This window comes from Gulosibacter chungangensis (assembly GCF_008831155.1).
Classification (GTDB): Bacteria; Actinomycetota; Actinomycetes; order Actinomycetales; family Microbacteriaceae; genus Gulosibacter; species Gulosibacter chungangensis.
Map to the genome: position 1 here is coordinate 79,792 of NZ_WBKB01000005.1, position 26,460 is coordinate 106,251.

The 26,460-nt window shown below is 62.4% G+C and carries 21 protein-coding genes and 1 pseudogene; 19 read left to right on the forward strand and 3 right to left on the reverse strand.

Features of this window, described 5'->3' with window-relative positions; genetic code table 11:
• Positions 1-23: 23 nt before the first annotated feature.
• Positions 24-653, reverse strand: a complete 630-nt coding sequence (gene rsmD, locus F8O05_RS09005; protein WP_263970289.1) for a 16S rRNA (guanine(966)-N(2))-methyltransferase RsmD — start codon at positions 651-653, stop codon at positions 24-26.
• Here rsmD and F8O05_RS09010 point away from each other — a divergent pair.
• The 16 genes from F8O05_RS09010 (at position 652) to F8O05_RS09085 (ending at position 17,828) form a co-directional block, all read left to right on the forward strand.
• On the forward strand, positions 652-1,623 hold the full coding sequence (locus F8O05_RS09010) for an AAA family ATPase (RefSeq protein WP_158052405.1): 972 nt from the start codon (positions 652-654) through the stop codon (positions 1,621-1,623). The genes rsmD and F8O05_RS09010 overlap by 2 nt on opposite strands.
• Before the next feature lie 5 nt (positions 1,624-1,628).
• A complete protein-coding gene (locus tag F8O05_RS09015; protein ID WP_158052406.1) occupies positions 1,629-2,918 on the forward strand; it encodes a DUF58 domain-containing protein in 1,290 nt (429 codons plus the stop codon).
• Complete coding sequence (locus F8O05_RS09020; protein ID WP_158052407.1) at positions 2,915-5,248, forward strand: DUF3488 and transglutaminase-like domain-containing protein; 2,334 nt, start codon at positions 2,915-2,917, stop codon at positions 5,246-5,248. The genes F8O05_RS09015 and F8O05_RS09020 overlap by 4 nt, the downstream gene beginning before the upstream one ends.
• Before the next feature lie 77 nt (positions 5,249-5,325).
• Positions 5,326-7,422 (forward strand): ATP-dependent DNA helicase RecG, encoded by a 2,097-nt coding sequence (locus tag F8O05_RS09025; protein ID WP_158052565.1) that lies wholly within the window; start codon positions 5,326-5,328, stop codon positions 7,420-7,422.
• Between the two features lie 87 nt (positions 7,423-7,509).
• Positions 7,510-8,157, forward strand: coding sequence for a hypothetical protein (locus tag F8O05_RS09030; protein WP_158052408.1), 648 nt, complete (start codon positions 7,510-7,512; stop codon positions 8,155-8,157).
• 42 nt (positions 8,158-8,199) lie between these two features.
• Positions 8,200-8,856: a copper resistance CopC family protein gene (locus F8O05_RS09035; protein WP_158052409.1), complete on the forward strand. Its 657-nt coding sequence runs from the start codon at positions 8,200-8,202 to the stop codon at positions 8,854-8,856.
• 121 nt (positions 8,857-8,977) lie between these two features.
• Positions 8,978-9,598: a copper chaperone PCu(A)C gene (locus F8O05_RS09040; protein WP_158052410.1), complete on the forward strand. Its 621-nt coding sequence runs from the start codon at positions 8,978-8,980 to the stop codon at positions 9,596-9,598.
• 5 nt (positions 9,599-9,603) lie between these two features.
• Positions 9,604-10,938 (forward strand): Dyp-type peroxidase, encoded by a 1,335-nt coding sequence (locus F8O05_RS09045; RefSeq protein ID WP_158052411.1) that lies wholly within the window; start codon positions 9,604-9,606, stop codon positions 10,936-10,938.
• 34 nt (positions 10,939-10,972) lie between these two features.
• Positions 10,973-11,476, forward strand: a complete 504-nt coding sequence (coaD, locus tag F8O05_RS09050) for a pantetheine-phosphate adenylyltransferase (protein ID WP_158052412.1) — start codon at positions 10,973-10,975, stop codon at positions 11,474-11,476.
• Between the two features lie 76 nt (positions 11,477-11,552).
• Positions 11,553-12,131, forward strand: a complete 579-nt coding sequence (locus F8O05_RS09055; RefSeq protein ID WP_158052413.1) for a YceD family protein — start codon at positions 11,553-11,555, stop codon at positions 12,129-12,131.
• Between the two features lie 216 nt (positions 12,132-12,347).
• Positions 12,348-12,551, forward strand: coding sequence for a 50S ribosomal protein L32 (gene rpmF / locus F8O05_RS09060; RefSeq protein WP_158052414.1), 204 nt, complete (start codon positions 12,348-12,350; stop codon positions 12,549-12,551).
• A gap of 33 nt (positions 12,552-12,584) precedes the next feature.
• Positions 12,585-13,400, forward strand: a complete 816-nt coding sequence (rnc, locus tag F8O05_RS09065) for a ribonuclease III (RefSeq protein ID WP_158052415.1) — start codon at positions 12,585-12,587, stop codon at positions 13,398-13,400.
• A 2-nt stretch (positions 13,401-13,402) separates the two neighbouring features.
• Positions 13,403-14,410, forward strand: a complete 1,008-nt coding sequence (mutM, locus tag F8O05_RS09070; RefSeq protein WP_158052416.1) for a bifunctional DNA-formamidopyrimidine glycosylase/DNA-(apurinic or apyrimidinic site) lyase — start codon at positions 13,403-13,405, stop codon at positions 14,408-14,410.
• Between the two features lie 15 nt (positions 14,411-14,425).
• The gene (locus tag F8O05_RS09075) at positions 14,426-15,556 is read left to right on the forward strand and encodes a hypothetical protein (protein WP_192497109.1); all 1,131 of its coding nucleotides are present in this window, start codon (positions 14,426-14,428) and stop codon (positions 15,554-15,556) included.
• Positions 15,557-15,786: 230 nt separating this feature from the next.
• The gene (locus F8O05_RS09080) at positions 15,787-16,983 is read left to right on the forward strand and encodes a DUF4232 domain-containing protein (protein ID WP_192497110.1); all 1,197 of its coding nucleotides are present in this window, start codon (positions 15,787-15,789) and stop codon (positions 16,981-16,983) included.
• A 53-nt stretch (positions 16,984-17,036) separates the two neighbouring features.
• Positions 17,037-17,828: a CPBP family intramembrane glutamic endopeptidase gene (locus F8O05_RS09085; protein WP_158052419.1), complete on the forward strand. Its 792-nt coding sequence runs from the start codon at positions 17,037-17,039 to the stop codon at positions 17,826-17,828.
• A gap of 42 nt (positions 17,829-17,870) precedes the next feature.
• On the opposite strand, the pseudogene F8O05_RS09090 reads toward F8O05_RS09085, so the two are convergent.
• Positions 17,871-18,323 (reverse strand): annotated as a pseudogene (locus tag F8O05_RS09090) (acetyltransferase); the annotation flags it as partial.
• Between the two features lie 226 nt (positions 18,324-18,549).
• Between F8O05_RS09090 and F8O05_RS09095 the strand changes: the two are divergent.
• Together F8O05_RS09095 and F8O05_RS09100 are read left to right on the forward strand one after the other, a co-directional pair.
• Positions 18,550-19,113, forward strand: a complete 564-nt coding sequence (locus tag F8O05_RS09095; RefSeq protein WP_158052420.1) for a nuclear transport factor 2 family protein — start codon at positions 18,550-18,552, stop codon at positions 19,111-19,113.
• A gap of 327 nt (positions 19,114-19,440) precedes the next feature.
• Complete coding sequence (locus tag F8O05_RS09100; protein ID WP_158052421.1) at positions 19,441-21,849, forward strand: HNH endonuclease; 2,409 nt, start codon at positions 19,441-19,443, stop codon at positions 21,847-21,849.
• Positions 21,850-21,917: 68 nt separating this feature from the next.
• Here the strand turns inward: F8O05_RS09100 and F8O05_RS09105 are convergent, their stop codons facing one another.
• The gene (locus tag F8O05_RS09105; protein WP_225735820.1) at positions 21,918-22,667 is read right to left on the reverse strand and encodes an ABC transporter permease; all 750 of its coding nucleotides are present in this window, start codon (positions 22,665-22,667) and stop codon (positions 21,918-21,920) included.
• Between the two features lie 229 nt (positions 22,668-22,896).
• On the opposite strand from F8O05_RS09105, the gene smc reads away from it, so the two are divergent.
• Positions 22,897-26,397 carry a chromosome segregation protein SMC gene (gene smc / locus F8O05_RS09110; RefSeq protein ID WP_158052422.1) on the forward strand — a complete coding sequence of 1,167 codons (3,501 nt, stop codon included), beginning with the start codon at positions 22,897-22,899 and terminating at the stop codon, positions 26,395-26,397.
• The last annotated feature ends 63 nt before the right edge of the window (positions 26,398-26,460 follow it).

Below are 26,460 nucleotides of genomic sequence, written 5' to 3' on the forward strand. Positions count from 1 at the left end.
CGTCGCCCTCGATACAGCTTCGCCTACTCGGGGAGCGCGGCGGGCTCTAGGAAGTGCAGGGCGGTGTCACCGTAGTCGCGGCGCCGCCACAGCTTGAGGCCCGCCGGAAGTGCCAAGTCGCCGGAGCGTGCGGCGCGCTCGACCACGAGGAGCGCGCCCTCGCTCAGGCGCGGTGCCAGCAGCGCAAGATCCGCCTCGCAGTCCGCATTCGAGAGCTCATATGGCGGGTCCATAAACACGAGATCAAATTCGCCCCCGGCCGTGCCGAGCCAGGAACGTACCGATGCCTCGACAACCGTCACCGGTGCATCCTCACCTATCGCGGGGCGAAGCACCGCAATATTGCTGCGTGCGATGCGGCAGACGGAGCCGCTGCGCTCTACCAGCGTGAGCGATTCTGCGCCACGCGAAAGCGCCTCGAAACCGAGCGCGCCAGAACCCGCGTAGAGGTCGAGCACGCGCGCCCCGGCAAATTCGAAAGCCGATTCGAGGGCTGAGAAAAGTGCCTCTCGAACCCGGTCACTGGTGGGGCGAGTGCCACTGTGGGAGGCTCGAAGTACAGTGCCTCCAGCAGCCCCGGCAATGATTCGCGTCATGAATCGATAGTAAGTGTTGGGGTGTCGTCCCCGCAGACATGGAAAGATAGCCGTCATGACTCAGCACGTCTCCTCAACTAACCCGCTATTCGAGAACGCGACCCGATTGCAGGAGGCCGTCTCGAGTGTTGTCGTTGGTAAGTCCGAACAGGTCCGACTTGCGGTGACGGTGCTGCTTGCCGGTGGACACCTGCTCGTGGAGGACGTGCCGGGTGTGGGTAAGACCGTGCTCGCAAAGACGCTCGCAAAGGCGATGAACTCGAAGGTTAACCGCATCCAGTTCACCCCCGACATGTTGCCGAGCGATGTCACAGGTGTGGCAATTTTTGATCAGCGCAAGACCGAGTTCGAGTTTCAGCCGGGGCCGGTGTTTGCCAACGTCGTGATTGGTGATGAGATCAACCGAGCCTCGCCAAAGACGCAGTCGGCGTTGCTCGAGTGCATGGAGGAGCGTCAGGTTTCGGTGGACGGGCAGACCCACCATTTGCCCGACCCGTTCACCGTGTTTGCCACGCAGAACCCCTCCGAGATGGAGGGCACCTATCCGCTGCCGGAAGCGCAGCGCGACCGCTTCATGGCTCGCATTTCGATGGGCTATCCGGATCGCGAGTCGGAGCTGCAGATGCTCGAATCGCGTGATCGCGTTGACCCGCTGTCGAGTCTCGAGCCGGTCCTCAGCGCGGCCCAAGTGCGGGCGATGATTTCGCAGGTGCAGGATGTGTTCGTTGCCCCGAGCGTGAAGCAGTACGTGGTGGATTTGGCTCGCGCGACTCGCGAGCACGAAGCGGTGCGCGTCGGCGTGAGCCCGCGCGCCTCGCTCCACCTGCTGCGTGCCGCGAAAGCGTCCGCCGCCATCGCAGGGCGCTCCTATGTCGTGCCCGATGATGTTCGCTCACTGCTGGTGAACGTATTCGCCCACCGACTCGTGGTGGGCAGCCGCGGCGGCCGCAAGTCGAGCTCCTATGCTGAGGCGAGCCGGGTGCTGGAACAAATCGCCGCGCAGATCCCAGCGCCCACGGGGGCCTAGCCCTGATGACTACCGACGCGCAGCCCGTCAAAGCGCGGCGACTGCGGCCAACTGCCCGAGCCTGGGGTCTCGCGATCGCGGGCGCGATCGTGATCGCGCTCGCAGAACTTTTCGGCGTCAGTGAACTGCGGTTCTTTGGCATCGTGCTGCTCGCACTGCCACTGATTACGCTGCTGCTGCGGCTGATCGCACGGCCCAAGATCGAGATTGACCGTGCCGTGTACCCGACCACCGCGGCCGCGGGGGACCGCATTCGGGTGGTTGCCGAGGTGCGAAATAAGTCGATTTTCGGGCTCGAGGCGACCAGTTATATGGACACCGTGACCGGCACCGATCGCAAACTGGTTGCCGGGGTGCTGCCGCCGGTGGCGAGTCGGTTGCACCGTCGCGAAGGTCGGCGGCGGCGTCGAATCGCCTACGGTCTCACCCGGATGCGCCGGGGCATCAGCCAGGTCGGCCCACTTTTCCTTGAAAATGTGGACGGGCTCGGGCTGACGCGTCGGGTGATTCAGGTTGGCGAGCCGGTCGAACTTGAAGTTTGGCCGCATGTGCACAATGTCGACCGGCTGGACATTCCGGCGCTGCGGACCGGTTCGGAAGCGGATGTTGCGCTTGGCCGCTCGGGAGACGCGGACGATGTAGTCACTCGTGAGTATCGTCGCAGTGATGCGTTGCGAAGAGTGCACTGGCGGGCGACTGCCCGCGCTGGTGAGTTGCGCGTGCGTCAGGAAGAGCATCACGCCGAGGTCGTTGCGATCGTGGTGCTCGACACCGCGCCCACGGCGCGCACCGATATTGATCCCGGATTTGAACTGGGGGTTTCCGTGGTTGCTTCGGTGCTTACGCGTCTGCATGAGATTGGCTATGACACCGAGCTGCTGGAGACCGTCACCGACGCCGATCCGGATGCGCCGCCGCAGGATGCCGTGAACCTGCGCACCTCGGCCTCGGAAAGCCTCGGCCGAATCATGCGCCACTTGATGTTGGTGCAGCCCGCGCTGCAAGAGAGCCCGGAAGAACTCGAGTCACTCCACGCGCGCGCCGCGAGTATGGGCAAAGGCCCGCTGGTGTTCGTAACCCGCACCGACCGTCCCGTGGCTGAGGCGGCTATTGACCTCGCCGGGTACGGTGATCCGGCGATCGCGATCCTCTGCGGCCCGCCCAGCGAAGATGACGCAGTCGTGGAGGATTTCGTGCAGGCCGGTTGGCAGGTTGTGCGCATGAACAGCGCCGCCCGTGACCCCTGGGGGAGCCCCCGTCGTTATGGGCAATTGGGATTCGGGGTGCGCGAATGAAAGACCGCGGCTCTTGGAACGTCACAATCGGGCTGATGCTGCTGATGTGCAGCGGGATCCTGCTGGCGACCCCGATTGTGGGCACGAATGCGTGGCTGCTGCCGGCGATGATCACCATCGTGGTGCTGCTGGCCATCACACAGGCCTCGCGCCAGTTCACGAACTCGCGAGTGCTGAGCGTCGTGATCGGCTTGATCACCCTCGCGGTGGCCGGGATTGTGCTCGCGCAGCCCACCGGCGTGGGGGATGTGTTCACTGCCGTCGGTCGACAGCTTTCGACGCTTGCCGAGCAATTGCCAAGCGACCAACCACCGCTGCGGGAAACCCCCGCAACGATTTATGTGCTCTCGCTGAGTGCAGGGCTCCTGGCGCTGGTGGCGGATCTCCTCGCGAATGTGCTGCGGGCACCGGCCGCGGCGATGGTCGCGGTGGCGCCGATGGTTGCGGTACCGATCGCAGTGGGGCTGCCGGCGGCCGACTGGTGGGCCTGGATTCTCTTTGCCGCGATTGCGGTGTTCTACCTTTACCTCGGCTATCGCTGGCTGAAACAGGTTGAGGACGATGAACGCACGAGCGCTGGATTCTCTGTCGAGGGTCGCGGACTCGGTGGCTTTTTCGGCGCCGCGGCCACAGGCGGCGTGACGGTACTCGTGGCACTGCTGATCGCGGTACTTGCCCCGGGCCCGAGCGGCCTGTGGTGGAACGCGCTGGGCGCAAACTCATCCATTTCCACCAACCGCGTCAACCCGATCATTGACCTCGGTGACGATCTGCGCCGAAACGACCCGATCGAAGTGCTGCGCTACGCAACCTCGCAAACCGAGGGGCAGTTGCCCTACCTCTCGCTCGTCACGCTCTCCACCTTCAGTGCCGATACCGAATGGCAGCCGGCCGAGTTTGCATCCTCACGTTCCGCAGTCGGAGACGACCTGCCGCTACCGAGCCAGCTGGCAAACCAACCCAATGTGATTACGGTGAACACCAATGTCGTGATCGAGCAGGGCGTGAGCGCGTACCTGCCGCTGCCTTCGAGCCCACTGCGGCTCGGCGCGGTGGAAGGCGAATACGGGTGGGATTCGACCACCGGCAGCATCCGCAACCTGGAGGATGAAGCACTCGCCCAGAGCTTCCACGTGGATAGCGTGCTGCCGCGGCCGACCGAGGAAGAGATCTCGAGCAGAACCGCGCCGACGAGCGACGACTTCGCGCAGTTCCTCACCCTGCCGGATGATCCGGCCCTCGAGCAGATCCGCGCGGTCATGAACGAGGTTATTGATCCAAACGCTTCGGCGTATGAACAGGCCCTGGAATTGCAGGCGTGGTTCACCGGCGGTGCCTTTGACTATTCCGAACTTGCCCCGGTATCCGGTGGCTATGACGGTACGGGACTTGAGGTGATCAACGAGTTCCTGAGCACCCGCAGCGGCTATTGCGTGCATTTCTCGAGCGCCATGGCGGTCATGGGTCGCCTCCTCGGCATCCCCACGCGAATCCAGGTGGGGTTCACTCCCGGCACGTTTGCGAGCGTCAATGACATCGGGCAGCCGGTGTATTCGGTGACCACCGACAACCTTCACTCCTGGGCTGAGTTCTGGGTGGAAGGCTACGGTTGGGTTCCCTTTGAGACGACCCCAAGCTCCGGTATTGGCGAAACCAATGTCGCCGAGATCCAAGACGAGGGTGAGACCGCTCCGGAACCGGAAGACACCGTCGCCCCCATCCCGACCGAGGCACCTGAAGACGCCACCTCTGAGCCGGAGCCGACCGAGGAAGCTGAAACGCCGGAGCCCACCGGTGCCGACGGTCAAACTGAAAATGATGGTGCCGGCTTTGTGTGGACGGGCACCACCGTGCTGACGCTTGTCGTCGTACTGCTATTGCTCATCCTTGCCGCGGTGGCCCTGGCACCGCGCTTCCTGCGGGCACGGATTCGCAAGCAACGCGAACAGGCAGTTGCCGCGGCGGCTCCCGAAGCCGCCGAAGCGGCCTGGCAGGAGTTGCTTGACACGGCCACCGATCTGCGGCTGCGGCTGCCGCGGGGCCGCACCACCGGGATGCTCAGCGCACGACTCGCGACGCTGATCGGGCTCGAGCCCGGTGACAACGCGGCATACGCGCTGCGGCGACTGGGCGAAGCCTTGGACGCGGCAACCTTCTCCGACCCCGAAAACCCGCAAGCGCATCCGGTGGCCTGGCAGGATGTGGAACTCGTGCGGGACGGGATGCTCGAACACGCCAGTGACGCGGACGTGCGTAGGGCAACCTGGTTCCCGGCCTCGATCGTCTCGCAGGTGCGGGCGCGAGGGGCCCGAAAGCGGGGCCGAGGGTGAAACCCATTCCAGAACCCGAGGTGCAGCTCGGGCGGGATAAGCAACCGGTGACCTTCGATTCGCCGCTGGAATCGGTCATGTCGAAGCCCGATGCGAAGGCGGTCCGCGAACAGCTCGGGCTCGACACGGTCGGCGATCTCATCAGTTACCTGCCGCGACGGCACCAGAAACCGGGGGAGCACAGTCGCACTGACGAACTTGAGGTCGATGAGCACGTCACGGTGATCGCCGATGTGGTGAGCGCTGCCAACCATCCCATGCGCAGTAAGAGCGGTACCCGGCAAGAGATTGTCATTACGGATGGCCACGGCCAGATGACCGTAACCTTCTTCAACCAGCCCTGGCGGGTGCAGCAACTTCCGAGGGGACAGCGGGGGCTGTTCTCCGGCAAAGTGCGGTTCTACCGCGGGAGTCCACAGCTCTCGCACCCTGACTGCGTGCTGCTCGACGAGCTTGATGGCGAAGCGGAACTGCTTGAGTTCGCGAAGCGGCCGATGTCGATTTACCCGGCGACCTCGAAACTGCAATCCTGGCGCATTTCGAAGTTGATCAAGAACGCGCTTGACTATGTCCCCACCATCCCGGACCCGGTACCGGCAGAGTTCCGTGCCGATCGGGACGAACTCGACTACGACAGCGCGATCCGCTTCATGCACGATCCGGATGATGACTATGACCTCGGCTCAGCGATGACGACGCTGAAATTTACCGAGGCGTTCATGTTGCAGACCGCGCTGCTGCAGCCGCGGTATGTCGCGGCGATTGTGCCCGCGACACCGCGACCGGTGCATCCGGGCGGTCTGCGCGAGCAACTCGATAAGAGCCTGCCATTTGAATTGACTTTTGACCAGTTCACGGTCGGCGAGACAATCGAGCGCGAACTCGCGAGCGAAACGCCAATGAACCGGCTGCTGCAGGGAGAGGTGGGTTCCGGTAAGACCCTTGTCGCCGTGCGAGCGATGCTGCAGGCAGCGGAGACGGGTGGCCAGTCGGCGCTGCTGGCACCCACCGAAGTGCTCGCGAATCAGCACCTGCGTTCGATTACCGAGTCGCTCGGCCCGGAACTCTCGGCGAAACTCATGCCTACCCTGCTGACCGGTTCGCTCACGAGGGCAGAGCGTCAGAAGGCGATGCTGCGCATCGTCACGGGGGATGCGCGGATCATCGTGGGCACGCACGCCCTGCTTACCGACACGGTCGAGTTTGCAGACTTGAGCCTCGTGGTGATCGACGAGCAGCACCGCTTTGGGGTTGAGCAGCGCGAGTCCCTGCGTCGGAAGGGGAAAGCCACTCCGCACACGCTGGTGCTCACCGCCACGCCGATTCCTCGTACGGTCGCGATGACCTCCTTCGGTGACCTCGATGTGTCCACGCTGCGGGAGCTCCCGGCTGGGCGCGCGGGAATCTCGACCTTCATGGTGAGCCTGGCAACGCATCCGACCTGGGAAAAACGCATTTGGCAACGTACTGCCGAGGAACTCGCGGCGGGCCGGCAGGCCTTTGTGGTGTGTCCCTCGATTGAGCCGGGGGAGCCGGACGAAAACGGCGAGAACACGGATGCGGCCACGGCCTCGGTTGCCCAGACGGTGCAGTTGCTGCGTGAGAATCCGGTGCTGCAGGGGCACCGGATCGAGCCGCTGCACGGTCGCATGACCGCCGAAGAAAAGGATGCGACGATGCTCGCGTTCGCGGCCGGGCAGATTGATATTGTCGTCGCCACCACCGTGATTGAGGTGGGGGTGAATGTCCCGAATGCCTCGACCATGGTGGTGTTGGATGCGGATCGTTTCGGGGTCTCGCAGCTCCATCAGTTGCGTGGCCGGGTGGGCCGCGGTGAGCACGCCGGGGTGTGCCTGCTCGTGACCAAGGCACCACCGCAGTCATTGGCCCACGAACGCGTCGCGGCCGTTGCGGCAACACTCGACGGGTTTGAACTTGCCGAACGTGACCTCGAGCTGCGCCGAGAGGGAGACGTGCTCGGTACCCGGCAGTCGGGCGGGAAATCCTCGCTGAAGGTGCTGCGAGTCACCCGCGACGCCGAGGTAATCGCCGAAGCCCGCACGCTCGCGATGTCGCTGCTCAGTATCGATCCGGAGCTCAAGACCGTGCCGCAATTGCGGGCGGCGATCAAGAGGCTGTCGGGCAGCGAACTCGCGCACCTGGAGATGGGCTAAGCGGCCGACGGAGGGCTCACCACTCTTTTCGCTCCGAGCGCCAACTGCGAATCGAGTTCGGGTCGGCTGGCCACTAGGATTGGTCGTATGACCAAACGTGATGCGACCACGGCCCGAGGGCCGAGGACGCTCATTCGCGGTTGGGCAATGGCCGCGGTCGCGACGGTGCCCGCAGCAGCACTGCACGGTGGTGTGGATGGACACACCCCCTCGGGGATCACACTGCTGGTGGCAACCGTATTGTCGGCCGCAGTGTGTGTGCCGCTGATTGGCAAGAAGTTCACCCGAGTGCGCTCGGGTGCGGCGATTCTCGCGAGCCAGGCCCTCTTCCACACGTTCTTTTCAATGACCGGGAACGGTCACGTCACCTTGAGCGGCGCTGGCGGCACCGGCGGTCATCACCACCACGCCATGCACTCGCCGCTCACCATCACGGTGCAAGACGGCGCCGAAAGCGCGGCCGGGATGCACTTCACGGGCTGGATGCTCGCGGCGCACGTGCTTGCAGCGCTGATCACCGTGGGCCTCGTCTGGTACGGCGAAAGCCTGCTCGGTGACATCCTCTCCGCCTTCGGCACCGCAGTGGCGAACGTTTCGGCGCTCGCGATCACCGCTCAGGCGAGCCTGGTGCTGCCAAAGCCGGCGCGCATCCCGGTCGTCGCACAACTGCCGCGCCCCATTGCATCCCGCGTGGCTGAGCTGATTATGGGACGAGCCCCTCCGGTGTGCGCCTAATCACCCGCACAATTTTTCTTTTTATTACCGGAGAACTCTTCAATGCTTCAACGCATCCGTAACACCCGTTTCATGCTGCTCGCTTTGCTGGCAGCCGCCACGCTGCTCTTTGCGGTTCCCATTTCGGGGATCGCCTCGGCGCACGACCAACTTATTTCTTCGAGCCCGGTCGAGGGCGAAGAATTCGAACAGGCGCCAACCGAGGCGACCCTGCGATTCTCGGCTGAAATGATCGAGATCGGTGCCGAAATCGCGCTGCAGAATGTCGACACCGGCGAGACCGTCGAACTGCCGGACGCATTCGTGATCGACTATGACACGCTGACGCAGCCGCTGCCGGAACTCCCGGCCGGGGCCTACGCGATTAACTGGCGCGTGGTGTCACAAGACGGCCACCCGATTTCGGGGACGATCAACTTCACCGTCACCGTGGGCGCCGCTGCCGAAGACGCTGCTGATGAGAACGCTGTCGGCGGGAACGCCGAGCCGACCCCTGAGGCAACGGCGGGATTCGGGAACGCTCCCGCACAGACGGGCGATGACTCGGCGCTCGCCGGTGAGAACGACGACTCGAATTCGGGCGTGTTCTCGGAGCCGTGGATGATCGTCGTGATCAGCATCGTGGGTGTACTCGTGCTGGCCGGTGCCCTGGTGATGTTCGTGATGCGGATGCGTCGCGGTAACCAGCCAGGTCAGTAGTTATTCGAGAAGCCGATTGAGCAGCTCGGTCGGTCGAATAGCTCGGCTGATCGAGTAGCCCGGTTCTCCGGGTTATTTTGCGCACCTGGGAGGGTGCGCCGGTTAGGAACCCTTTTTCATTATGAATACCGCATTTACGCGGGTGCTTCGCGTGCCCGCAACGCTCTTGGCCGTCTCTGGGCTCGTCGCTTTTGGCTTGACCGGATGCGCGACTTCCGAACCCGAGGCCACCGACGCTGCGATAGTGCAGACCTCGAATGGCTTCCAGATTTCGGATGCCTGGATTAAGGCCACCGACACCGACATGACCGGCGTCTTCGGCACGATTCGGAACACCACCGACACCGATTTCACGATCGTGTCGGCCAGTACTGAGATCGCAGAGATGACCGAACTGCACGAAACCATCGTGCAATCGGACGGCTCGAGCGTGATGCAAGAAATGGCCGGTGGCATCACCGTGCCCGCGGGCGAGGACTTCGTGCTCGAACCGGGTGGCAATCACATCATGCTGATGATGCTGACCGAGCCGATCCTGTCGGGGGATGAGGTCGCCGTCACGGTGACCACGGATGCCGGCGAGCAGTTCGAGTTTGTCGCCACGGCTCGCGAATACACCGGTGCGCAGGAGACCTACGCGCCGGACTCTGAGCACAGCGGCGGCTCGCACGAGCACGAGCATGACGATGAGCACAGTCATGACGACGAACACAGTCACGACGACGAGCACGGTCACGAGTAGCCAGCATGTCGAAATCACGTACAACTGAAGCGCTTTCGGGTGCGGAAGGTGCGCGTGGGCCGCGTCGACGGGATGTTCTCGTCGGCGCGGCCGGCCTCGGCATCGGGGCCACCGCAATGCTCGCGGCTGGCACGGCCGTCCAGGCTGCCGCCAGCCCCGCGACCTTCGGTACCGAAACCGTCCCGCAGCCGGACGCGAACGCCGCTGGGTCCGACGTAACTGAACCCACCGCATCCACCGGGCCGCTGCCCGCACCGCAACGCGGCGTACTTGCTGAACCACCCGCACATGCGGTGTTTATCGCCGTAGATCTTGCCCCGGAGGTCGACCGCGCGAGGCTTGAGAAGCTCCTTCGCATCCTCACCAACGACGCGAACCGGCTCATGGCCGGGTATGCGCCGGTTGGTGACCAAGAGCCGCAAATGGCAGAAGTGCCGGCGCGACTGACGATCACCTTTGGGTTCGGGCCGAAACTCGTCGACCTGGTCAATCCGGATGCGAAACCCGACTGGCTCGCACCGCTGCCGGCGTTCGCAATTGACCGGCTCGAAGAGCAGTGGTCGGGCGGAGACTTGCTCGTGTATGTCGCGAGCGATGATCCGCTGACGCTCGCGCATGCTCAGCGTCTGATGCTCAAGGATCTGCGCGCATACACGACGATCCGCTGGCAGCAGCCGGGCTTCCGAAATGCGCGAGGTTCGCTCAAACCGGGGACCACACAGCGGAACCTCTTTGGGCAAATCGATGGCACGGTGAATCCGCGGCCGGGAGATGAGGACTTCGATGCGCTGGTGTGGATCGGTAGCGGCGGCACCAGCGGGACGGGCGGTTCGGCACCGCAGTGGCTGGCTGGTGGCACGAGTTTCGTATTGCGGCGGATCGAGATGAATCTCGAAACCTGGGATGAAGTCGATGAACCCGGGCGGGATGCTGCGGTTGGCAGGCGCCTCGATAGCGGGGCACCGTTGACCGGCAGTCACGAGTTTGAGGAACCGGATTTTGAGGCGCTCACCCCGCAGGGGTTCACGGTGATCAATCCGGTGAGCCACATAGCCCGCGCGAGATCCGAGGACCCAGCCGAGCGCATCCATCGGCTCACCTATAACTATGACCACCCGGTCATGGGAGTCGGCGGGATCGGCGCGAGTGTGTCGAATTCTGGTTTATTGTTCGGTTCGCTGCAAGCGAATCCGCTCACGCAGTTCGTTCCCATCCAGCAGCGCCTTGCCGATGCTGACCTGCTGAATGAATGGACAGTGCCAATCGGATCGGCGGTATTTGCGATCCCGCCAGCGGCAAGTCGGGGTGGATTTGTGGGTGAGAATCTCTACGCTGTGTAGAGCGTCAATCCGAAAACGACATACGATGGAGATCATGTCCAACATTGCAGTTGTCCCGGGGTCCTTTGATCCGGTTACGCTCGGTCACCTCGACGTGATCCAGCGAACCGCGAACGTATTTGATGAGGTGCATGTCCTCGTCGTACACAACCCGGACAAGAATGCGATGATCCCGATCGCTCGTCGGCTCGAGCTGATCGAGCAGGCACTGCTCGAAACGGGCGCACCGCGCAATATCGTGGTGCGCTCGTGGAGTGTGGGACTGCTGGTCGATTACTGCACCGATGTCGGCGCCGGCGTGATCGTCAAGGGTGTGCGCGGTGCGAAGGATGTGGACTACGAGACGCCGATGGCGATCGTGAACCGTAATCTCGCGCGCATCGAGACCATGTTCATGATGCCGAACCCGCAGCATGCGCACGTGTCGAGCTCGCTCGTGCGGCAGGTGGCCTCACTCGGTGGGGATGTTTCGCCCTACGTACCGGAGGTCGTGCGCGAGTTCCTGCAGGGTGACACTGACCCGAATATTTCGGTCTAGCCCCGCAGAATCATCGGCGAGCGAACAGGGCCCCTTCAGTGGCGGTCTTGTCGCTGGTAGCGCGTAGACTCCGAGCATGACAACTTCACCGTATGCCGTGAATGTGGCCACTCTGATCAACCGGCCCGGCACTATGCGGGAACTGGAACTGGACGTAACCGTGCCCGAGCGTATCGGCGAGGGCATGCTCTACTTCGATAAGGGCGCGGTGCTCGAAATCGACCTGCGACTCGAGTCGCTCGTCGACGGTGTGCTCGCGACCGCCGAGGTGTCGGGCACGCTTACGGGCCAGTGCAGCCGCTGCCTGCAGGACCTTGCCGAGCCCTGGTCCGGCACCGTGACCGAACTGTATAGCTTCGAGGAAGACGAATCGGTCGAGTACCTCGTCAAGAACGACCTGCTCGACCTCGAGGGGCCGATTCGGGATGCCGTGGTGCTGGAACTCCCTTTCCAGCCGCTGTGTGAGCCGGGTTGCCTCGGGCTTGACCCGGAGACCGGTGAGAAGCTCACCGAGCCGCGCGAGGAACCGGAAGCGGCCATTGATCCGCGCTGGGAACAGCTCAAGGGGCTCCTCGAGTCTGGTGCGGTTGAGGGGGATGCCGACACTGGCTCTGACGCCGAAGCCGACGCCGAATCGAGCGAGGACCGGGGCTGAAGCGAGGATTGGGGCTGAAATCGGGGTCGCGCGGATGTTGAATCTGACGTAGACTTGGGCGTTGGTGTAGGGCTCAATGCTTCGAGACCTCTTGACTCAGCCCGTTCCGGTCGTTTGGCCGATGCGCGGTGGAGCCCCATCGCCCGCGTGGCGCGCACCGATTGCGAAGCCAATTCGCGGAAGCAGACATTGTTTATTTAGAAAAGGAAGGCAACCATGCCAGTTCCCAAGCGCCGACTGAGCCGCTCGAACACCCGTTCGCGTCGCTCGCAGTGGAAGGCTACGGCCCCCGCACTCGTAAAGACCGTCGAAAACGGTAAGGTCACCTACAGCCTCCCGCACCGCGCGAAGCTCGTAGAAGACGTTGACGGCACCCCGCTCTACTACGAGTACAAGGGCCGCCGAGTCGCCGACGCCTAGTCGTCGACTACGTAGTTTTCGACTGCACAGTCTGTGACGAAACAGTCTAAGAAATTCGACCCCGAGGTCGCCGACCCAGCTCCGCTGGCACAGGCACTCGGGGTCGAATTTGTTCCTGAATTACTCGACCTCGCGCTGACCCATTCTTCGTGGGCCTACGAGAACAACGGAGCGCCCGATAACGAGCGGCTCGAGTTTCTCGGCGACTCGGTCCTCGGGCTCGCGGTTGCGAACATGCTCTACGAAGAGTTCCCCGACCTCAACGAGGGGGAGCTCTCGCCGCGACACCACGCGCTCGTGTCCACGGTGACGCTGGCTGATATTGCCCGCAAGATCGGCCTCGGCCCGTACCTGCGCCTCGGTAAGAGTGAGCACCTCACCGGTGGTGTCGACAAGGACTCAATTCTGGCGGATGCGCTGGAGGCGGTGTTCGGGGCGGCCCACCTTTCGGTTGGATTCGAGACCGCGACTGAACTGGTGCTGCGCCTCGTGCGTCCCTATGTCGGTGATGTCGAGCGTCTCAGCGCCGAGATGGACCCTAAGACGGCGCTGCTGGAATTCCTGGCCGAGCTCGGTGCGGGAACGCCGACGTATGAGGTCTCCGGCACCGGGCCTGATCACGATCGAGTCTTCACCGCGAAGGTGACGGTGCCCGCGGGCAAGGTCACGCTGGTAGAAGCGGCCGGTACCGGTCGGAGCAAGAAACAGGCTGAGCTGGCTGCTGCGCTGGCTGCGTGGACGGAATTGCGCGAACGGCAGGCTGCCGGGAAACTGCCGGTCGGGAAGGCTGCTGCGAAGAAACCTGCCGACGAGAAGTCTGCTGACAAGAAGTTTTCTGAGCGGAAGTAGCCGTGCCGGAACTTCCCGAAGTTGAGGTCGTAAGGCAAGGCCTCACCGCTGGGGTCGCGGGCGCCGTGATTCGCTCGGTCGAGGTGCTCGACGAGCGCGCGCTGAAGCGCCACGTCGGCACACCGCTTGATTTCGTCTCGCGACTTGAGGGCCGGATGCTGTTGCCCGCGAGCCGTCGCGGCAAGTTCCTCTGGGTGCCACTGGCTGACCCGGGCGCGGCCACGAACATGCTGGGCACCTCGTCGGCCGCGCCGGTGGGGGCACCCGTACCCATGCATCCACCCGCGACGGGACTAGGTGCGCATACTGATGCTCAGGCATCCGCCGGCTCCGAAGCCGCAGGTCGACCGGCTGAGGCGCTGCTGACGCACCTCGGTATGAGCGGCCAGATGCTCGTGCGCACACTCGGTGCTCCCGAGGACAAACAGCTGCGCATCCGGATGCGCGTGGAAGGCCCGGCGGGGGAGTACGAGGTTCGGTTCATTGACCAGCGGCTGTTCGGGTCGCTGGCGATTGACACTCTGGTGGCGCCGATCGATGAGGCCGAGGAACGCATCCCGAGCCAGGTGACGCATATCGCTCGCGACCCGATCGACCCGCGCTTCGATCGCAAGCTCTTTGGCCTGCGCATCCGCTCGACCAAACGAGGAATCAAGGCCGCCCTGCTCGACCAAGAAATCATCTCGGGCGTGGGCAATATTTATGCCGATGAGGCCCTGTGGCGAGCCCGACTGCACTGGGCGCAACCCGCATCCACCGTCTCGACGCGGAAGATCAACGAGCTACTCGAGCACGTGCAGGATGTGTTCGTGCAGTCGCTCGAGGAGGGCGGCACCTCCTTTGATTCGCTCTACGTCAACGTGAATGGCGAGTCCGGATACTTCTCGCGCAGCCTGAAGGCCTACGGCCGCGAGGGCGAAGCTTGCCCCCGCTGCGGCACCGCCATCAAGCGCGAGCCCTTCGCGAACCGCTCCTCCTACCGCTGCCCCCGCTGCCAGCGGATGCGGTGACGGGTGAGTGCCGCGATGAATCTGGAGTGGCTGGATGCTCCAGCAGATGAAGTGTTGGCGGGTATCGCGAACGCGGAACGCGGCGAGCGACCGGCCTGGGTGCCAACCTGGCGGCAAATGGTCGTGCACGTCAACAACTGTCTGATGCTTTGGTATCTCGCGATCGCATCCGTCGCGATGGGTGTGCGGATCGACACCGTGCAGGACAACCGGATTCTGCCGAAAGACATTCGAGACATCGTTATCCTCGCAGGGATCCTGTTGGTTTGGATTCTCGCATCGGTATGGCTCGAACGCTGGTCGCGACGACCGCTGAGTGATCGAATTCGGGTTCAACACGGGCGTGCATCCCTCACTGCGCTCGCGAATGGTTTCGAACCCAAAGCGACCATGCGCATCCCATTTCGGTCGCTTATTACGGCGGGTGCGAGACGTGCGTTTCCGCGCTTCGTCGGCAGTTCCGGCACTGAATTCGGCAATCTCTCGCGGAACAGGCCGCATGCTGAATCCTGGCACTACATGCGGGTGAAATGTCCCGTCGCATTGCCGCATCTCATTCTCGATTCGACGGCAACTGCGGCCGTGTCAAAGCACTTGCCGGTTTCAATAGCGCGCGGACAACTGCTCTCGCTCGAAGGCGATTTCGACGATTGGTTTCGGGTGTATGCCCCGGAAGACTACGAAACCGACGCCCTCGAGCTCCTCACACCAGACGTCATGACCGTGCTCACCGACCATGCGTCTGGGTACAGCGTCGAGATGATTGACGACTCGATCGTGTTCTTTTCGCCCGGTCACGACGATTTTTCATCCCGCGAGGTGTGGATGCGGATGGCTGCGGTGTTGAGTCGAGTGCTGCCGCCGCTGCTGGCCAATGCGCGGGTGTATCGCGACGATCGGATTCCGGCGCAGGTAATGTCCCGCGCAGAAATATCGTGGCGGGCGGCGCTTGAAGATGCGGAAGAAATCGTCGTGCAACCCGCGCGCATTGATGAGCGCGGCAGACGCTTGCGAGTTCGGGATCGGCGCAGCGGGATCTGGGCGTTGTTCGGATTCCTCGGCTGGATTGCGGCACTCGCGGTGCTGTATGTGGTGCCCGGTATTTTTGCAATGGCCGGACTTCTGTCCATTGTCGATGGACACTGAACCGGTTGGCGTAGGCCGGGTCTTTCGTGCGCTCGCCTCGAAAGGTGAAAATCATGACAGATTCCGGGCAGTTCGGTTCGCGGTCGCAGCCAGCGTCGCAGTCGCAGTCAGCATCGCAGCCACAGTCGCAGTCGCAGCCATCGCTCGCATCGCAGCCACAGGCATCATTGCAGCCGGACTCGACACCTAGTCCAGAATCCTCACCTCTGACCCGAACTGGTATGCGACCCGTGAGCCACTTGGGCCGACGGCTTATCGCGGGCCTCGCGCTGGCGGCGCTGTGGCTCGTCTTCGGGCTTGGCCCATACGCGCTGCAACATCTCGGTGGGCGCGTCGAGCTATTGGGGCGGTTGATTCCATCGCCAATGCGCGGTGGATTTTTTGGCGCACCAGAAGGCTGGGCTTGGTCGATGCACAGTCTTGCCGTGCTGTTAGTGATTACTGGGTTTGCGACGATTTCCGCATGGTTTGGGCGTCGGATGCGCTTGAGCTTTGCCGCAGGCTGGCTCGCGGCAGTGCTCACCGGGTTTCTCATTGGTGCGGTGTTGGACCTTGGTGATTTCGTTGAATCGGTCGGGCTGTTTGGAGTTCGTGGGGCACTCGGCACCAGGGGAGCGACCCAAGCGACCGTCTTTTGGGGATTGCTGGTGGGGTGGATTCCCGGGGTGTTGGTTTCGGCAGGTGCCCAGAACGGGATGTGCAACCAAGTTGGGCGCGAGGCCGGCGAGGATGCAGCTGGCCAATCGAGCAAGGCGTCGGTAGACGTGTTGAAGATGAGCCGAGGGTACCGAGCAGTGAACACTGCGATCGCTGTCTTGGCAATCCTCGCAGCCGTTGCACTACCGCTGGTAGCAAGCGGCGCGCATACGGCGTCGCAGGAAGCACTTCGGGAAGAACAAGCTGCGGAAGAGGCCGCAGCCGAGGCGAATGCCGACCCTGCCGGTGCCGCTCCGCGAGACCTGGAGGCAACAGGCGAACCGGTGCCGACTGTGGCGCCGGTGGCGGACACCCCGCCTGCGGACGCGTGCGACGCATCCAACTCGACCATTCTTGCGCCGCCCGCAGGCGCGGCGACCGGACATCGGGTGCAGTCCCTGGAACTCGTGAATATTTCTGAAGCACCCTGCAGGGTTGAGGGTTACCCGGACATCGCGTTCGGCGACCAAAACGGCCATGTGATGGATGTCGTGGTCGAGCGCGGTGACTCCTTCCTCGCCAAGGATGCTGGCCCCACGCTCATCACGGTCGAACCCGGTGAGTCGGTAGTTGCGAGTATTGGTTGGGACGCGAATTCGATGCACGGCAGTCTCGCTGCCAGGTCGTTGTGGGTCGCACAATTCGCGGGTGCGGAGCGGCTGACCTGGGAAGTGTTGCTCGATATTGTGCCCGAATCGACCGTGTACGTGACCGCTTGGGGAGCTGAGTAGCGAGCCAGTGCATCCCTGAGTGCCCTAGAAGAGAATGCGGATAACCTCGGCACATGTCTACGACAGCGGAGTCGAAGCGGCTAACCCTGGCCTGGGGAATTCTCGCGGTTCGAATCGGCGCGGTCTTCGTCGTCACATTGGTGATGTGGGGCCTACTGGCGGGCTTCTTTAATACTCCGGGCTTTCCGCCGAGTACCCTGTGGGCAACGCTCGGATTGCTGCCGGTCAACCTTTTCTGCCTGTGGCTAGTGCTGCGGCTTTATCGCCGCGAGGGCATTCCGCTTCGGGATGCACTGGGAATTCGACGGGGCAAAGTCGGTCGGGACATTCTTTGGGGATTGCTGTGGTTGTTCGTCGTGAACATTCCGTACGTGATCGCGATCGGGGCCATGGTCTATTTGCTGTACGGGGAGGATGCTCCCGCGGCATTCGAGACAATTTTTGTGAATCCTGACGCGACCACCGCAATATCGCCGGTGTGGCTCTTGGTGATTTCGATTGTGTCGGTGATCCCGTTCATGATCATTAACGCGCCCACGGAAGAATTGGTTTATCGCGGCTATGCGATGCGCGGTTTGGCTGAGAAACACGGCGGTGCGTTCGCGGTGCTTGCGACCTCGGTGACGTTCGGCGTTCAGCACATGGCCTTCGCTGCGACACCGGCCGGGATGATTGTCTTTTTCGTTGCATTTACGGTGTGGGGGCTCGGCGCGGCGATCATCGTGCGGAAGCAGGGGCGGCTGTTTTCGATAGTGGTGGCGCACTGGCTGATCAACATCATGCTCGCCGCGCCGGCGATCGTGTTTCCGATCCTGCAACTGACTGGCGTTGCCGAAGCTAGCTAGAACGTGTTGCGCAACGGGCCAAGATGACTTGCTGAGGCTCAGGTGGAGTAAGGGATAAGGCCGACCGGCCTCGTCGGTCTCGCTGCGTCCGACGACCTCGAATCCACGGTGTGTGTAGAAGCCGACTGCAGGGACGTTCTGCTCGTTGACATCGACTTTGGTAACTCCGTGTTCCTTGATCGCGTGGGTGAGTAGCGCCGTGCCGATTCCACCCGCCCGTTGCTGCGCATCGATGAACAGCATCTCCAGCGTTCCATCGAGCACGCCGGAGAACCCCAGCGGTCGACCATCGCGCTCGGCGACTGAGAGGACGACTGCCGGGAAATAGTCGGACTGCAACTTGGCTTCGATCTCGTCTCGATGCGTAGCTGCAAGGAGATCGTGCGACGCATCCACAGAGCGCCGCCAGATCGCAGCAAGTGCCGGATACTCCGAAACTCCGAGCGAGGGCCGAATGGTCAACCCGAATACGCTGGGTCTCGTTTGCGGATTCATCAGCCCATCATCCCAGACAATAGCAGGCAGTAAACGACGGTAGACGAGCGCAGGCGAACGCACTATCGCCACTTGATTCGCGATCTGCCATAGTCGTGGCTGCTGCTGCCGGCGGGGCAGGGTGGGCTTTCGAACACGGGCTATTCCTGATAAACATTGTTAGGTTGATGGACTGCGCGATTCGTGCGCAGCTCAGCGGTCAAATCAGTAGTCAAAGGAGACTCGAATGACGGACAAGCTATCCCTCGAGCAGCGAATTCAGCGTGTTGAGGATCGAGCTGAAATTCAGGAACTCGGGATTCTGTACGGGTTTGTGATGGATGAACGCGACGATTTCGGTATCCGACAGATTTTTACCGAGGACGCGACCCTGCGATCGCAAGATGGCGTGTTTGCGGCGAATGGTATTGACGAGATCGTGGAGACGTATTTGGGGCGGTTCAAGCGTCTGGGGCCAACGAATCATTACAGTCACGGGCATGTGGTTCGTTTCCGCGACGAGGATCCAGATTCTGCATTTGGGCTTATTGCTTCGCACGCCGAAGTTGTGCGCAATGGCACGGCGATGCAGGTTGCGCTGCGGTACAAGGATGAATATCGACGTGTGGATGGAAAGTGGCGCTTCTCGGATCGCCTGATGTCGTACATGTACTACCTGCCTGTTGCAGAGATTCCCGAGTCGTTGGGTGATCGAAACACCGTGCGCGCCTACGGGGACGAGCGACCGGCAGAGTGGCCAGAGGTGCTGTACTCAGAGACTGGGAGTGAGTGGCTGCACAAGTACTTGTAGCCTTGGTGGCGTTTCTCGCGGTGGTTTGCTGATGCTGTGTTGATTGTGGCTTTGTGGCTTTGTGGCTTTGTGGCTTTGTGATCTGGCTGGCTGCCTTCTTTGTGCGACTCTCATGGTGTCGGGGTGGGTGGGGTGAGGGCCTAAATCTGCTCAACGTCGGTGGCTGCCCTTACTCTGTTGTGTAACTCGTCAAGTTCTTACATCTCCGCAGTCGCGAATTCGAACATCGAATTACTATTCGATAACTACGTGACTTATCACTAGTTTATTCGTTCGAATCTCGATAGGGTGGAATCACCAGCCAGCCTTCCCGGGAGGTGATCCACGATGACCGTGTGCGACTCGACGTTTGCCGACGATGACGACGACTTCAATAGGCATCGTGGTGCCTCCGGTGCGTCCGGTGCCTCGGATGCTTGGGGCGCCTTGGGCGCACCCGATACCGGGTTTGAAGACATCGTCGCTGGGCTCTCCAGGCCTTCCCCATGGGATGAAGTCGTTGCAACAGGGGCTGCAGAGTCTGAATCCGATTTCGATTTCACGTCCCCAGGCTTCGCAGGCCATGAGTTTGCCGAGGCCACAACCACGCCCACTGGTGATAGCACTGCTGCAGGGGCTGCTGGTGCTCGTGCTGCTGCAGACGCCGATTCCTGTTCCTGTTCCGGTGCTGGTGCCGCTGCGGATTTCGATGCTGGTGCTTTCGTGTTTGGGCCGGGTTTCACGCTGCCGGAGGGTATGTCGCGGGATGGTGATCTCGCCCGGTTGATCGAGTCATTCACTGGCTTAATTGACTCGTACGCGCGCAATTTCCCGTTCTCTCGAGGCGTGCTCGAGGACGACGTGGAAGCGGCCTCGCAAGACCGGTTCCTCGACTTGATCGAGGTTGTGTCGGCCCACCAACGGCAGCTCTCGGCAACACTTGCGGTACTCGCACAAGAAGTCGCGCACCGGTCCCGGGGAGAGTTGTTAGACCAGCGGCTTGACTTCCAATACGGCTACAAGTCTCCATCGCAGTTCTTCGCGGACTGCGTCCAGATCGAGCGTCGTGACGCGTTCGCGATCACCCGGGTGGGGAAAGCCATCGTCGGCGAGCGTTCCCTCACGGGCGAACGGTTGCCCGCAACAGCCGAGATCGTTGCCGACGCTGTCCGCGCCGGAGAAGTCGGGTTCGCGCACGCGAACGAGATCGTGCGCACCACCGAGAAACTCCGCGAGAAGCCGGAGGTGGATCCCGACGACATCGACGAGGGAGAACAACTCCTGGTCGATATTGCCTGCGACGGGCTCCCCTTGGCCGAGTTCCGTGCCGCAATCACCCACCTCGAGGGGTATTTGGACCCCGACGGCGTCGCCCCAACCCTGGAAGCGCAGCGACAGCAGAACAGTCTCACCTTCCGCATAATGTCCGACACCGGCATGCTCCACATCAATGGGAAGATCGATGCCGAGTCCGGCGCATATGTCCGCCACGCCCTCGCAGGCTACGTCACCGGCACCCTGCGCGAATGCCGCGATCATAACCACCCCGGCGCACTCGCCCCGGAACGCCCCGATGCCACAACCACGGCCGCTGCGACTGCTGGCGCTACCGACCGTGCCAGCGATGCCGCGAATGACGAGAACGTTGGCGACATGGCAAGGACTGCGACAACTGCTAGTCGCACACCGCAAGACCTGGCCTCGGAAGCTGCACCGGCAACCAATCCCGCGCCGGAATATCTCGGAGAAAACTCCGTCTACCCGGACGCCAGCTTCCGTGACGACCATGACAAAGACCCCTACCGGCACGATCGCGTCGCCGTCGAAACTCGTACGATTCCGCAGATCCAGGCAGCTGCGCTAGTCGATTTCGCGAAACACGTTATTGGGTGCGACCTGCACAAGCTCTCCGGCCCTTCAACCAGCGTGATGGTGCGCATGGGCCTGGAAGACTTCGTCCCACCCGAAGCACTCGCCGAGGCCACCGCGATCGCCGACGCCACGTTTAACGCTGCTGACGCGGCTGACGCGGCTACTGCTGCGAAGGCTGGCGACACTGGCGACCTCGACAGTACGAATCCAAACCACGAGACCGGTGACCAAGCCGCAGCATTCCGCTACTCAACAACATCCGACTGCGCGAGCACTCACCAGCCAGGCACTAGCTACCCCACCCGAGTACACACCGGGATCGCGACTATCGATGGGCATGCCGGTGGCACGATTATCGACGTCGGTACAGCTCGCAGACTCGCTGCCGGAGCTGGGGTGATCCCGATCGTGCTGGGGTACGACTCGGTCGCGCTCGATATGGGCCGAGAAGTGCGCTTATTCACCCGCCAGCAACGCAACGCGCTCATCGAACGCGACGGGGGTTGTGCGTTCTGTGGCCTACCGCCCGGAATGACCGAAGCTCACCACATCGCCTACTGGACCGCGCACGAAGGCACCACCGATCTCGACAACGGGATCCTGCTGTGCAGCTCCTGTCACCGGCGGGTGCACACGGGTTGGGAAATCCGAATCGTGCACGACCCCACCAAATCAAAGCGTGCCGCGAGGCTCGCGAAACAACACGGTGGCGGGACGGTGTGGTTCATCCCACCCGCAAACGTCGATCCACTGCGAGAACCACGACTCGGTGGCCGCAAACGATTCGACTTGGGATACCGGAAGGCGCATCCACCGGTGCCGATCCCGGGGTACGAGAACGCGTCCTGGAGCAGCCGCGGACCAACCTTCCGACCAAAGGTCTAGCGAAAGTACGCGTGGTCGACGAACAGACCTCGCTGTTGCTGTTGCTTAGCGCCAAACTCACCTGGACGTTATTCCACAGCGGCTGGAACTTGCGAGGGCGACCCCAACACCTCATTGATGATGATTGAAGCAAGGGAAGCACTCAGCAGAATTCCCGCGAGGACCACCAACTGGAAAAGCCCAGCCTCAAGTGGACTCGCGCCAGCAAACACCGCCCCAGTGAACGCGCCGGGAAGTGTAACTAGACCGGTTGTTTTCGTCTGGTCAATCGACGGAATCAAGGAAAGCTTCGAAGCCAATGCGCGAAAGCGTGCTGTCGCTTGACGATTCGTTGCACCGAGAGCCAGCCAACCTTCGACCTCACCCCGATGATCCGCAAGCTGTTCCTGCAGTCGGCGAGCAGAAAGCGTCGTGACATTCATCGAATTACCGATGATGATGCCACCGACCGCGAGCAGATACTGCGGGCCGAGATCCACGGCACCCGAAACAAACGCCGTCCCGATAGCAGCCGCCACTCCCGCAGTAAGCGCAAGCGCAACACCCAGAACCACCCTGGCACTCCGCCCAATTCTTCTCGCCGAGGTAAAAACTGCGATCGCAAGCATGACCCCAAGCCACAAAAAGACCCAACCCAGCTCGGTCATCATCACCGACAGAATCACCGCAAGCAAAGCCAGCTGAATTCCTGCGCGCACTACAGCAATCACCGGTTCCCAGCCGAGAGGCACCCGAGCTCGCCAAAGGATCCCTGCAGCGAGCAGCGCCATGCCCACGCAGATAATCACAGTGCGAACCGGATCGATACCTTCAGTCACACACTCAAACCTATCCGCTGATGAAACTCATATAGTGCGCAGATTCTTGCTAACAGATCCCTACCCCAATTACTGAAAACAGGTTCCCAACGGTTTCCAGCTGAACGGCGGCGCCAGATCCAACACCGTACTGGTTCTGGAAAATCCGACCGCCGCGCCAAATGGCCGGTCGGAGGCGGGCACGCCGGTAGGATTCAGGCATCCATCCCGCTGATCGAAAGTCGACAAAATGCACCTCAAGAGCCTGACGCTCAAGGGGTTTAAGTCGTTCGCAAAACCGACCACGCTCGAATTCGAACCGGGCGTGACCTGCGTTGTCGGACCAAACGGTTCGGGCAAATCGAATGTGGTGGATGCGCTGGCCTGGGTCATGGGGGAGCAGGGCGCCAAGACCCTTCGCGGCGGCAAAATGGAAGACGTTATCTTCGCCGGCACCGCCACTCGTGGCCCGCTCGGGCGCGCCGAAGTCGCCCTCACAATCGACAACGCAGACAACGCGTTGCCGATTGACTACACCGAAGTCACCATCAAACGCACACTCTTCCGAGCGGGCGGCAGCGAATACGCTATCAATGGTGAGCAGGTCCGCCTGCTCGACGTGCAAGAGCTCCTCAGTGACTCCGGCCTCGGCCGCGAGATGCACGTGATCGTCGGCCAGGGACGCCTCGACACGGTCCTGCGCGCCACCCCAGAAGAACGCCGCGGCTTCATCGAAGAAGCCGCGGGAATCCTCAAACACCGCCGCCGCAAAGAAAAAACCGTCCGCAAACTCGAGGGGATGGAACAGAACCTGCAGCGCCTGCGCGACCTCGTCAGCGAAGTTCGACGCCAGCTGAAGCCGCTCGGGCGTCAGGCTGAGGTCGCACGCAAAGCCCAGGGGATCGCCGCAATCGTCCGCGATGCGAAGGCACGCCTCTATGCCGACGAGGTCGTGACCCTGCGCGATCAGCTGCGCCGCGCATCCGCCACCGAGCAAGAACGCACCACCGAACGGCTCGTCCTACAAGAAAAACTCGATCAGTCGCTGCAACGGATTGAACAGCTGCAGCAAGCACAGCGTGGTGATGACGTGGACCGTGCCCGCCGCGTCGCATTCGACCTCGAAAGCGCCCGCGAACGCTTGCGAAACTTCCAGATGCTCGCAGGCCAACGCGAGTCCATGCTGCAGGCGCGACTCGCTGAGCCCGCGCTGACCGTTTCGGTGACCGATGCCGATATCACCGCGGTCCGCGAGGAAGTCGCTGACCTTGAACGGCGCGTCAGCGAAGCCGAAACGAGCTGGCAGCACGCGCAAGACGCCACGGCCCGAGCTCGCCAAGAACTCGACGTGCTCGACCAAGAAATCGCGACCCAATCGGCGCTTCTTTCACAGCACGATCTGCGCACCACCGAACTCAAAGGTAAAGCGGAGTCGGCGGCAGGCCGACTCGCGGCAGTCCGCGGTGAAGTGCTCCGCAGCGACAACACGCTCAAGTCGGCAGCAGACCGGCTGAAGTCAGCGGAGCAGGAACTCGTGCAGGTCGAATCCGACGCGGAAGCTGGCGAAATGGACTCGTCCGGGCTCGACGACCGTTACGCCGAAGCGCAGGACCAGGTAACCAGCGAGCAAGCCGCGATGGACGAATTGCGCGATGACATTCACGACCTGGAGCGTGAACGGGATTCGCTCGACGCCCGCCGCAAGGCGCTTTCGCTCGCATCCGAAGTTCGGGACGGCGCGCAGTCGCTCCTCGCGAGCGCACCCGAAGGTGTGATCGGACGAGTCAGTGACAAGCTCCGCGTGGACCGCGGCTTCGAGACCGCAATTTCGGCGGCCCTGGGACAAGCGGCGGATGCCGTGCTCACGGCCTCCGATCAGGTCGCGTTTGGTTTGGTGGCTGATTCGAAAGTGGATGGCCGAGTGCAGCTCGTTGCGGACTTTGCGGATGCGCAGGCCGACGAAGAGTTCGCAGCTACGGCCGAAGAGGTGGCCGGGAAGCACGGAATTACTGTCACGGTCGCGACGTCAGTCACTCGCGGCGTGAACGCGATTCTGACGCAATTGGCGCGGACGCTCATCTTCGAAGAACTGCCACCTCGCGAAACCGCGAGAGCGATCCTTTCGCATCTGCCGCACGGGACCGTGCTCGTGAGCAAAGACGGAACCGTGCTTACTGCGAGTACGCTCACGGCAACCAGCGGCAGCGACAAGGACTCCGGGGGCGCCAGCCGAATCGAGCTGCTTGCGGAACGGGACCGGGCCGCATCCGAACTCGAGCGGGTAACCAAACTCCTCGACGTGAGGTCGATCGAACGAGCCGAACTGCGCGCATCCTTACAAGCCGCGAAAGCGGCAGCCGAAGCCGCGCTTGCCGACCTGCGTGGATTTGACGCGGAGCTTGCTGCCCGGCGCGAGGCCCTCAACCGCGCGCGTTCGCGAGTGGAGTCGGCGAAAGCCGAGCTGGGGCGCGCCGAAAAGTCGAAGGAACTGGCTGCACAGAACATCAGCGAGGTGGAGGAACGCGCGGCGAAGGCGAAGCACGAACTCGAAACTCACCAGTCACAACCGCGGCCGATTTTCGATGGTTCAAAGCGAGGCGAGTTTGCGGCGGCGGTGGAAACCAAACGTGAGGCAGAAGTTGAGGCGCGTCTGGCCGTGGAGACCCTGCGGGAGCGGCTTCGCGCCGAACAATTGCGCATCGGTGAGCTTGAACGCAAACGCGAGGCGGAACGCGAAGCCGCCGACCGCGCCGCACGCGAAATGATCCTGCGCCGCGCCGAACATGAGCGAGTCGAAGGCGTGATTGCGCGCATCCCGCCGCTTCTCGAATCCATTGATCGCAGCCTGACTGAGGCGCGCGGTGAACTTGCTGAGGCAGAGAAGCAACGCGAGGCGCAAGACAAGGAGCTCGTGCACCTGCGCGAGCAGGAAGCGCAGCTGCGGAAGCGGCTCAACGTGATCACTGAGGATGTTCACGCGCTTGAGCTGCAAATGTATGAGCGCAAAATGCAGCTCAATAATCTGCTCGAGCGTGTCGCGAGCGAACTCTCGCTCGTCGAGGCGGTGCTGCTGGATGAATACGGTCCGGATGAGGAGTTTGACCGCGCCGAGCAGAAAAAGCGTCTTGCACAGGCCGAGAAGGAAATGTCGCAGTTGGGGCGAATCAATCCGCTCGCGCTCGAGGAATTTTCGGCGCTCGAGCAGCGGCACGCCTATCTAAATGAGCAGCTTTCGGACCTCGAAACCACTCGTGCCGACCTCATGAAGATCGTTTCCGACATTGACGAGCGGATGCGCACGGTATTCGCCGAGGCGTTTGAAGATACGCGCGAGGCCTTCCATGAGGTGTTCCCAGTGCTCTTTCCCGGCGGAAGTGGGGATATTTCCCTTACTGATCCCGGAAACATGCTCACTACTGGTATCGAAGTGGCGGTAAAACCCGCAGGAAAGAAGATCGACAAGCTTTCTTTGCTCTCCGGTGGAGAACGTTCCCTCGCCGCGGTGGCCCTGCTGGTGGCGATTTTCAAGGCTCGCCCGAGCCCCTTTTACATCATGGATGAGGTCGAAGCAGCCCTTGACGACGCCAACCTCGGCCGCCTGCTCGAGGTGTTTGAGAGCCTGCGCGAGTCGAGCCAGCTAATCGTGATTACCCACCAGAAGCGCACGATGGAAATTGCGGATGCACTCTACGGTGTTTCGATGCACCGCGACGGGGTTTCTACCGTCGTCGGGCAGCGCGTTCGGGAGTGACAGGGTGGTCGTCGGACGCTGTTGCAGGGTTTTTTCGTTGGCGGGGCTTAGCATGGGCGGCAC

Coding starts and splice junctions, on each gene's coding strand:
- F8O05_RS09040 (WP_158052410.1), top strand. CDS start 8,978: ATGAATACCGCATTTACGCGGGTGCTTCGCGTGCCCGCAACGCTCTTG.
- F8O05_RS09020 (WP_158052407.1), top strand. CDS start 2,915: ATGAAAGACCGCGGCTCTTGGAACGTCACAATCGGGCTGATGCTGCTG.
- F8O05_RS09085 (WP_158052419.1), top strand. CDS start 17,037: ATGTCTACGACAGCGGAGTCGAAGCGGCTAACCCTGGCCTGGGGAATT.
- rpmF (WP_158052414.1), top strand. CDS start 12,348: ATGCCAGTTCCCAAGCGCCGACTGAGCCGCTCGAACACCCGTTCGCGT.
- F8O05_RS09095 (WP_158052420.1), top strand. CDS start 18,550: ATGACGGACAAGCTATCCCTCGAGCAGCGAATTCAGCGTGTTGAGGAT.
- F8O05_RS09025 (WP_158052565.1), top strand. CDS start 5,326: ATGTCGAAGCCCGATGCGAAGGCGGTCCGCGAACAGCTCGGGCTCGAC.
- coaD (WP_158052412.1), top strand. CDS start 10,973: ATGTCCAACATTGCAGTTGTCCCGGGGTCCTTTGATCCGGTTACGCTC.
- F8O05_RS09055 (WP_158052413.1), top strand. CDS start 11,553: ATGACAACTTCACCGTATGCCGTGAATGTGGCCACTCTGATCAACCGG.
- rsmD (WP_263970289.1), bottom strand. CDS start 653: ATGACGGCTATCTTTCCATGTCTGCGGGGACGACACCCCAACACTTAC.
- F8O05_RS09030 (WP_158052408.1), top strand. CDS start 7,510: ATGACCAAACGTGATGCGACCACGGCCCGAGGGCCGAGGACGCTCATT.
- smc (WP_158052422.1), top strand. CDS start 22,897: ATGCACCTCAAGAGCCTGACGCTCAAGGGGTTTAAGTCGTTCGCAAAA.
- F8O05_RS09075 (WP_192497109.1), top strand. CDS start 14,426: ATGAATCTGGAGTGGCTGGATGCTCCAGCAGATGAAGTGTTGGCGGGT.
- F8O05_RS09045 (WP_158052411.1), top strand. CDS start 9,604: ATGTCGAAATCACGTACAACTGAAGCGCTTTCGGGTGCGGAAGGTGCG.
- F8O05_RS09010 (WP_158052405.1), top strand. CDS start 652: ATGACTCAGCACGTCTCCTCAACTAACCCGCTATTCGAGAACGCGACC.
- F8O05_RS09015 (WP_158052406.1), top strand. CDS start 1,629: ATGACTACCGACGCGCAGCCCGTCAAAGCGCGGCGACTGCGGCCAACT.
- F8O05_RS09100 (WP_158052421.1), top strand. CDS start 19,441: ATGACCGTGTGCGACTCGACGTTTGCCGACGATGACGACGACTTCAAT.
- F8O05_RS09035 (WP_158052409.1), top strand. CDS start 8,200: ATGCTTCAACGCATCCGTAACACCCGTTTCATGCTGCTCGCTTTGCTG.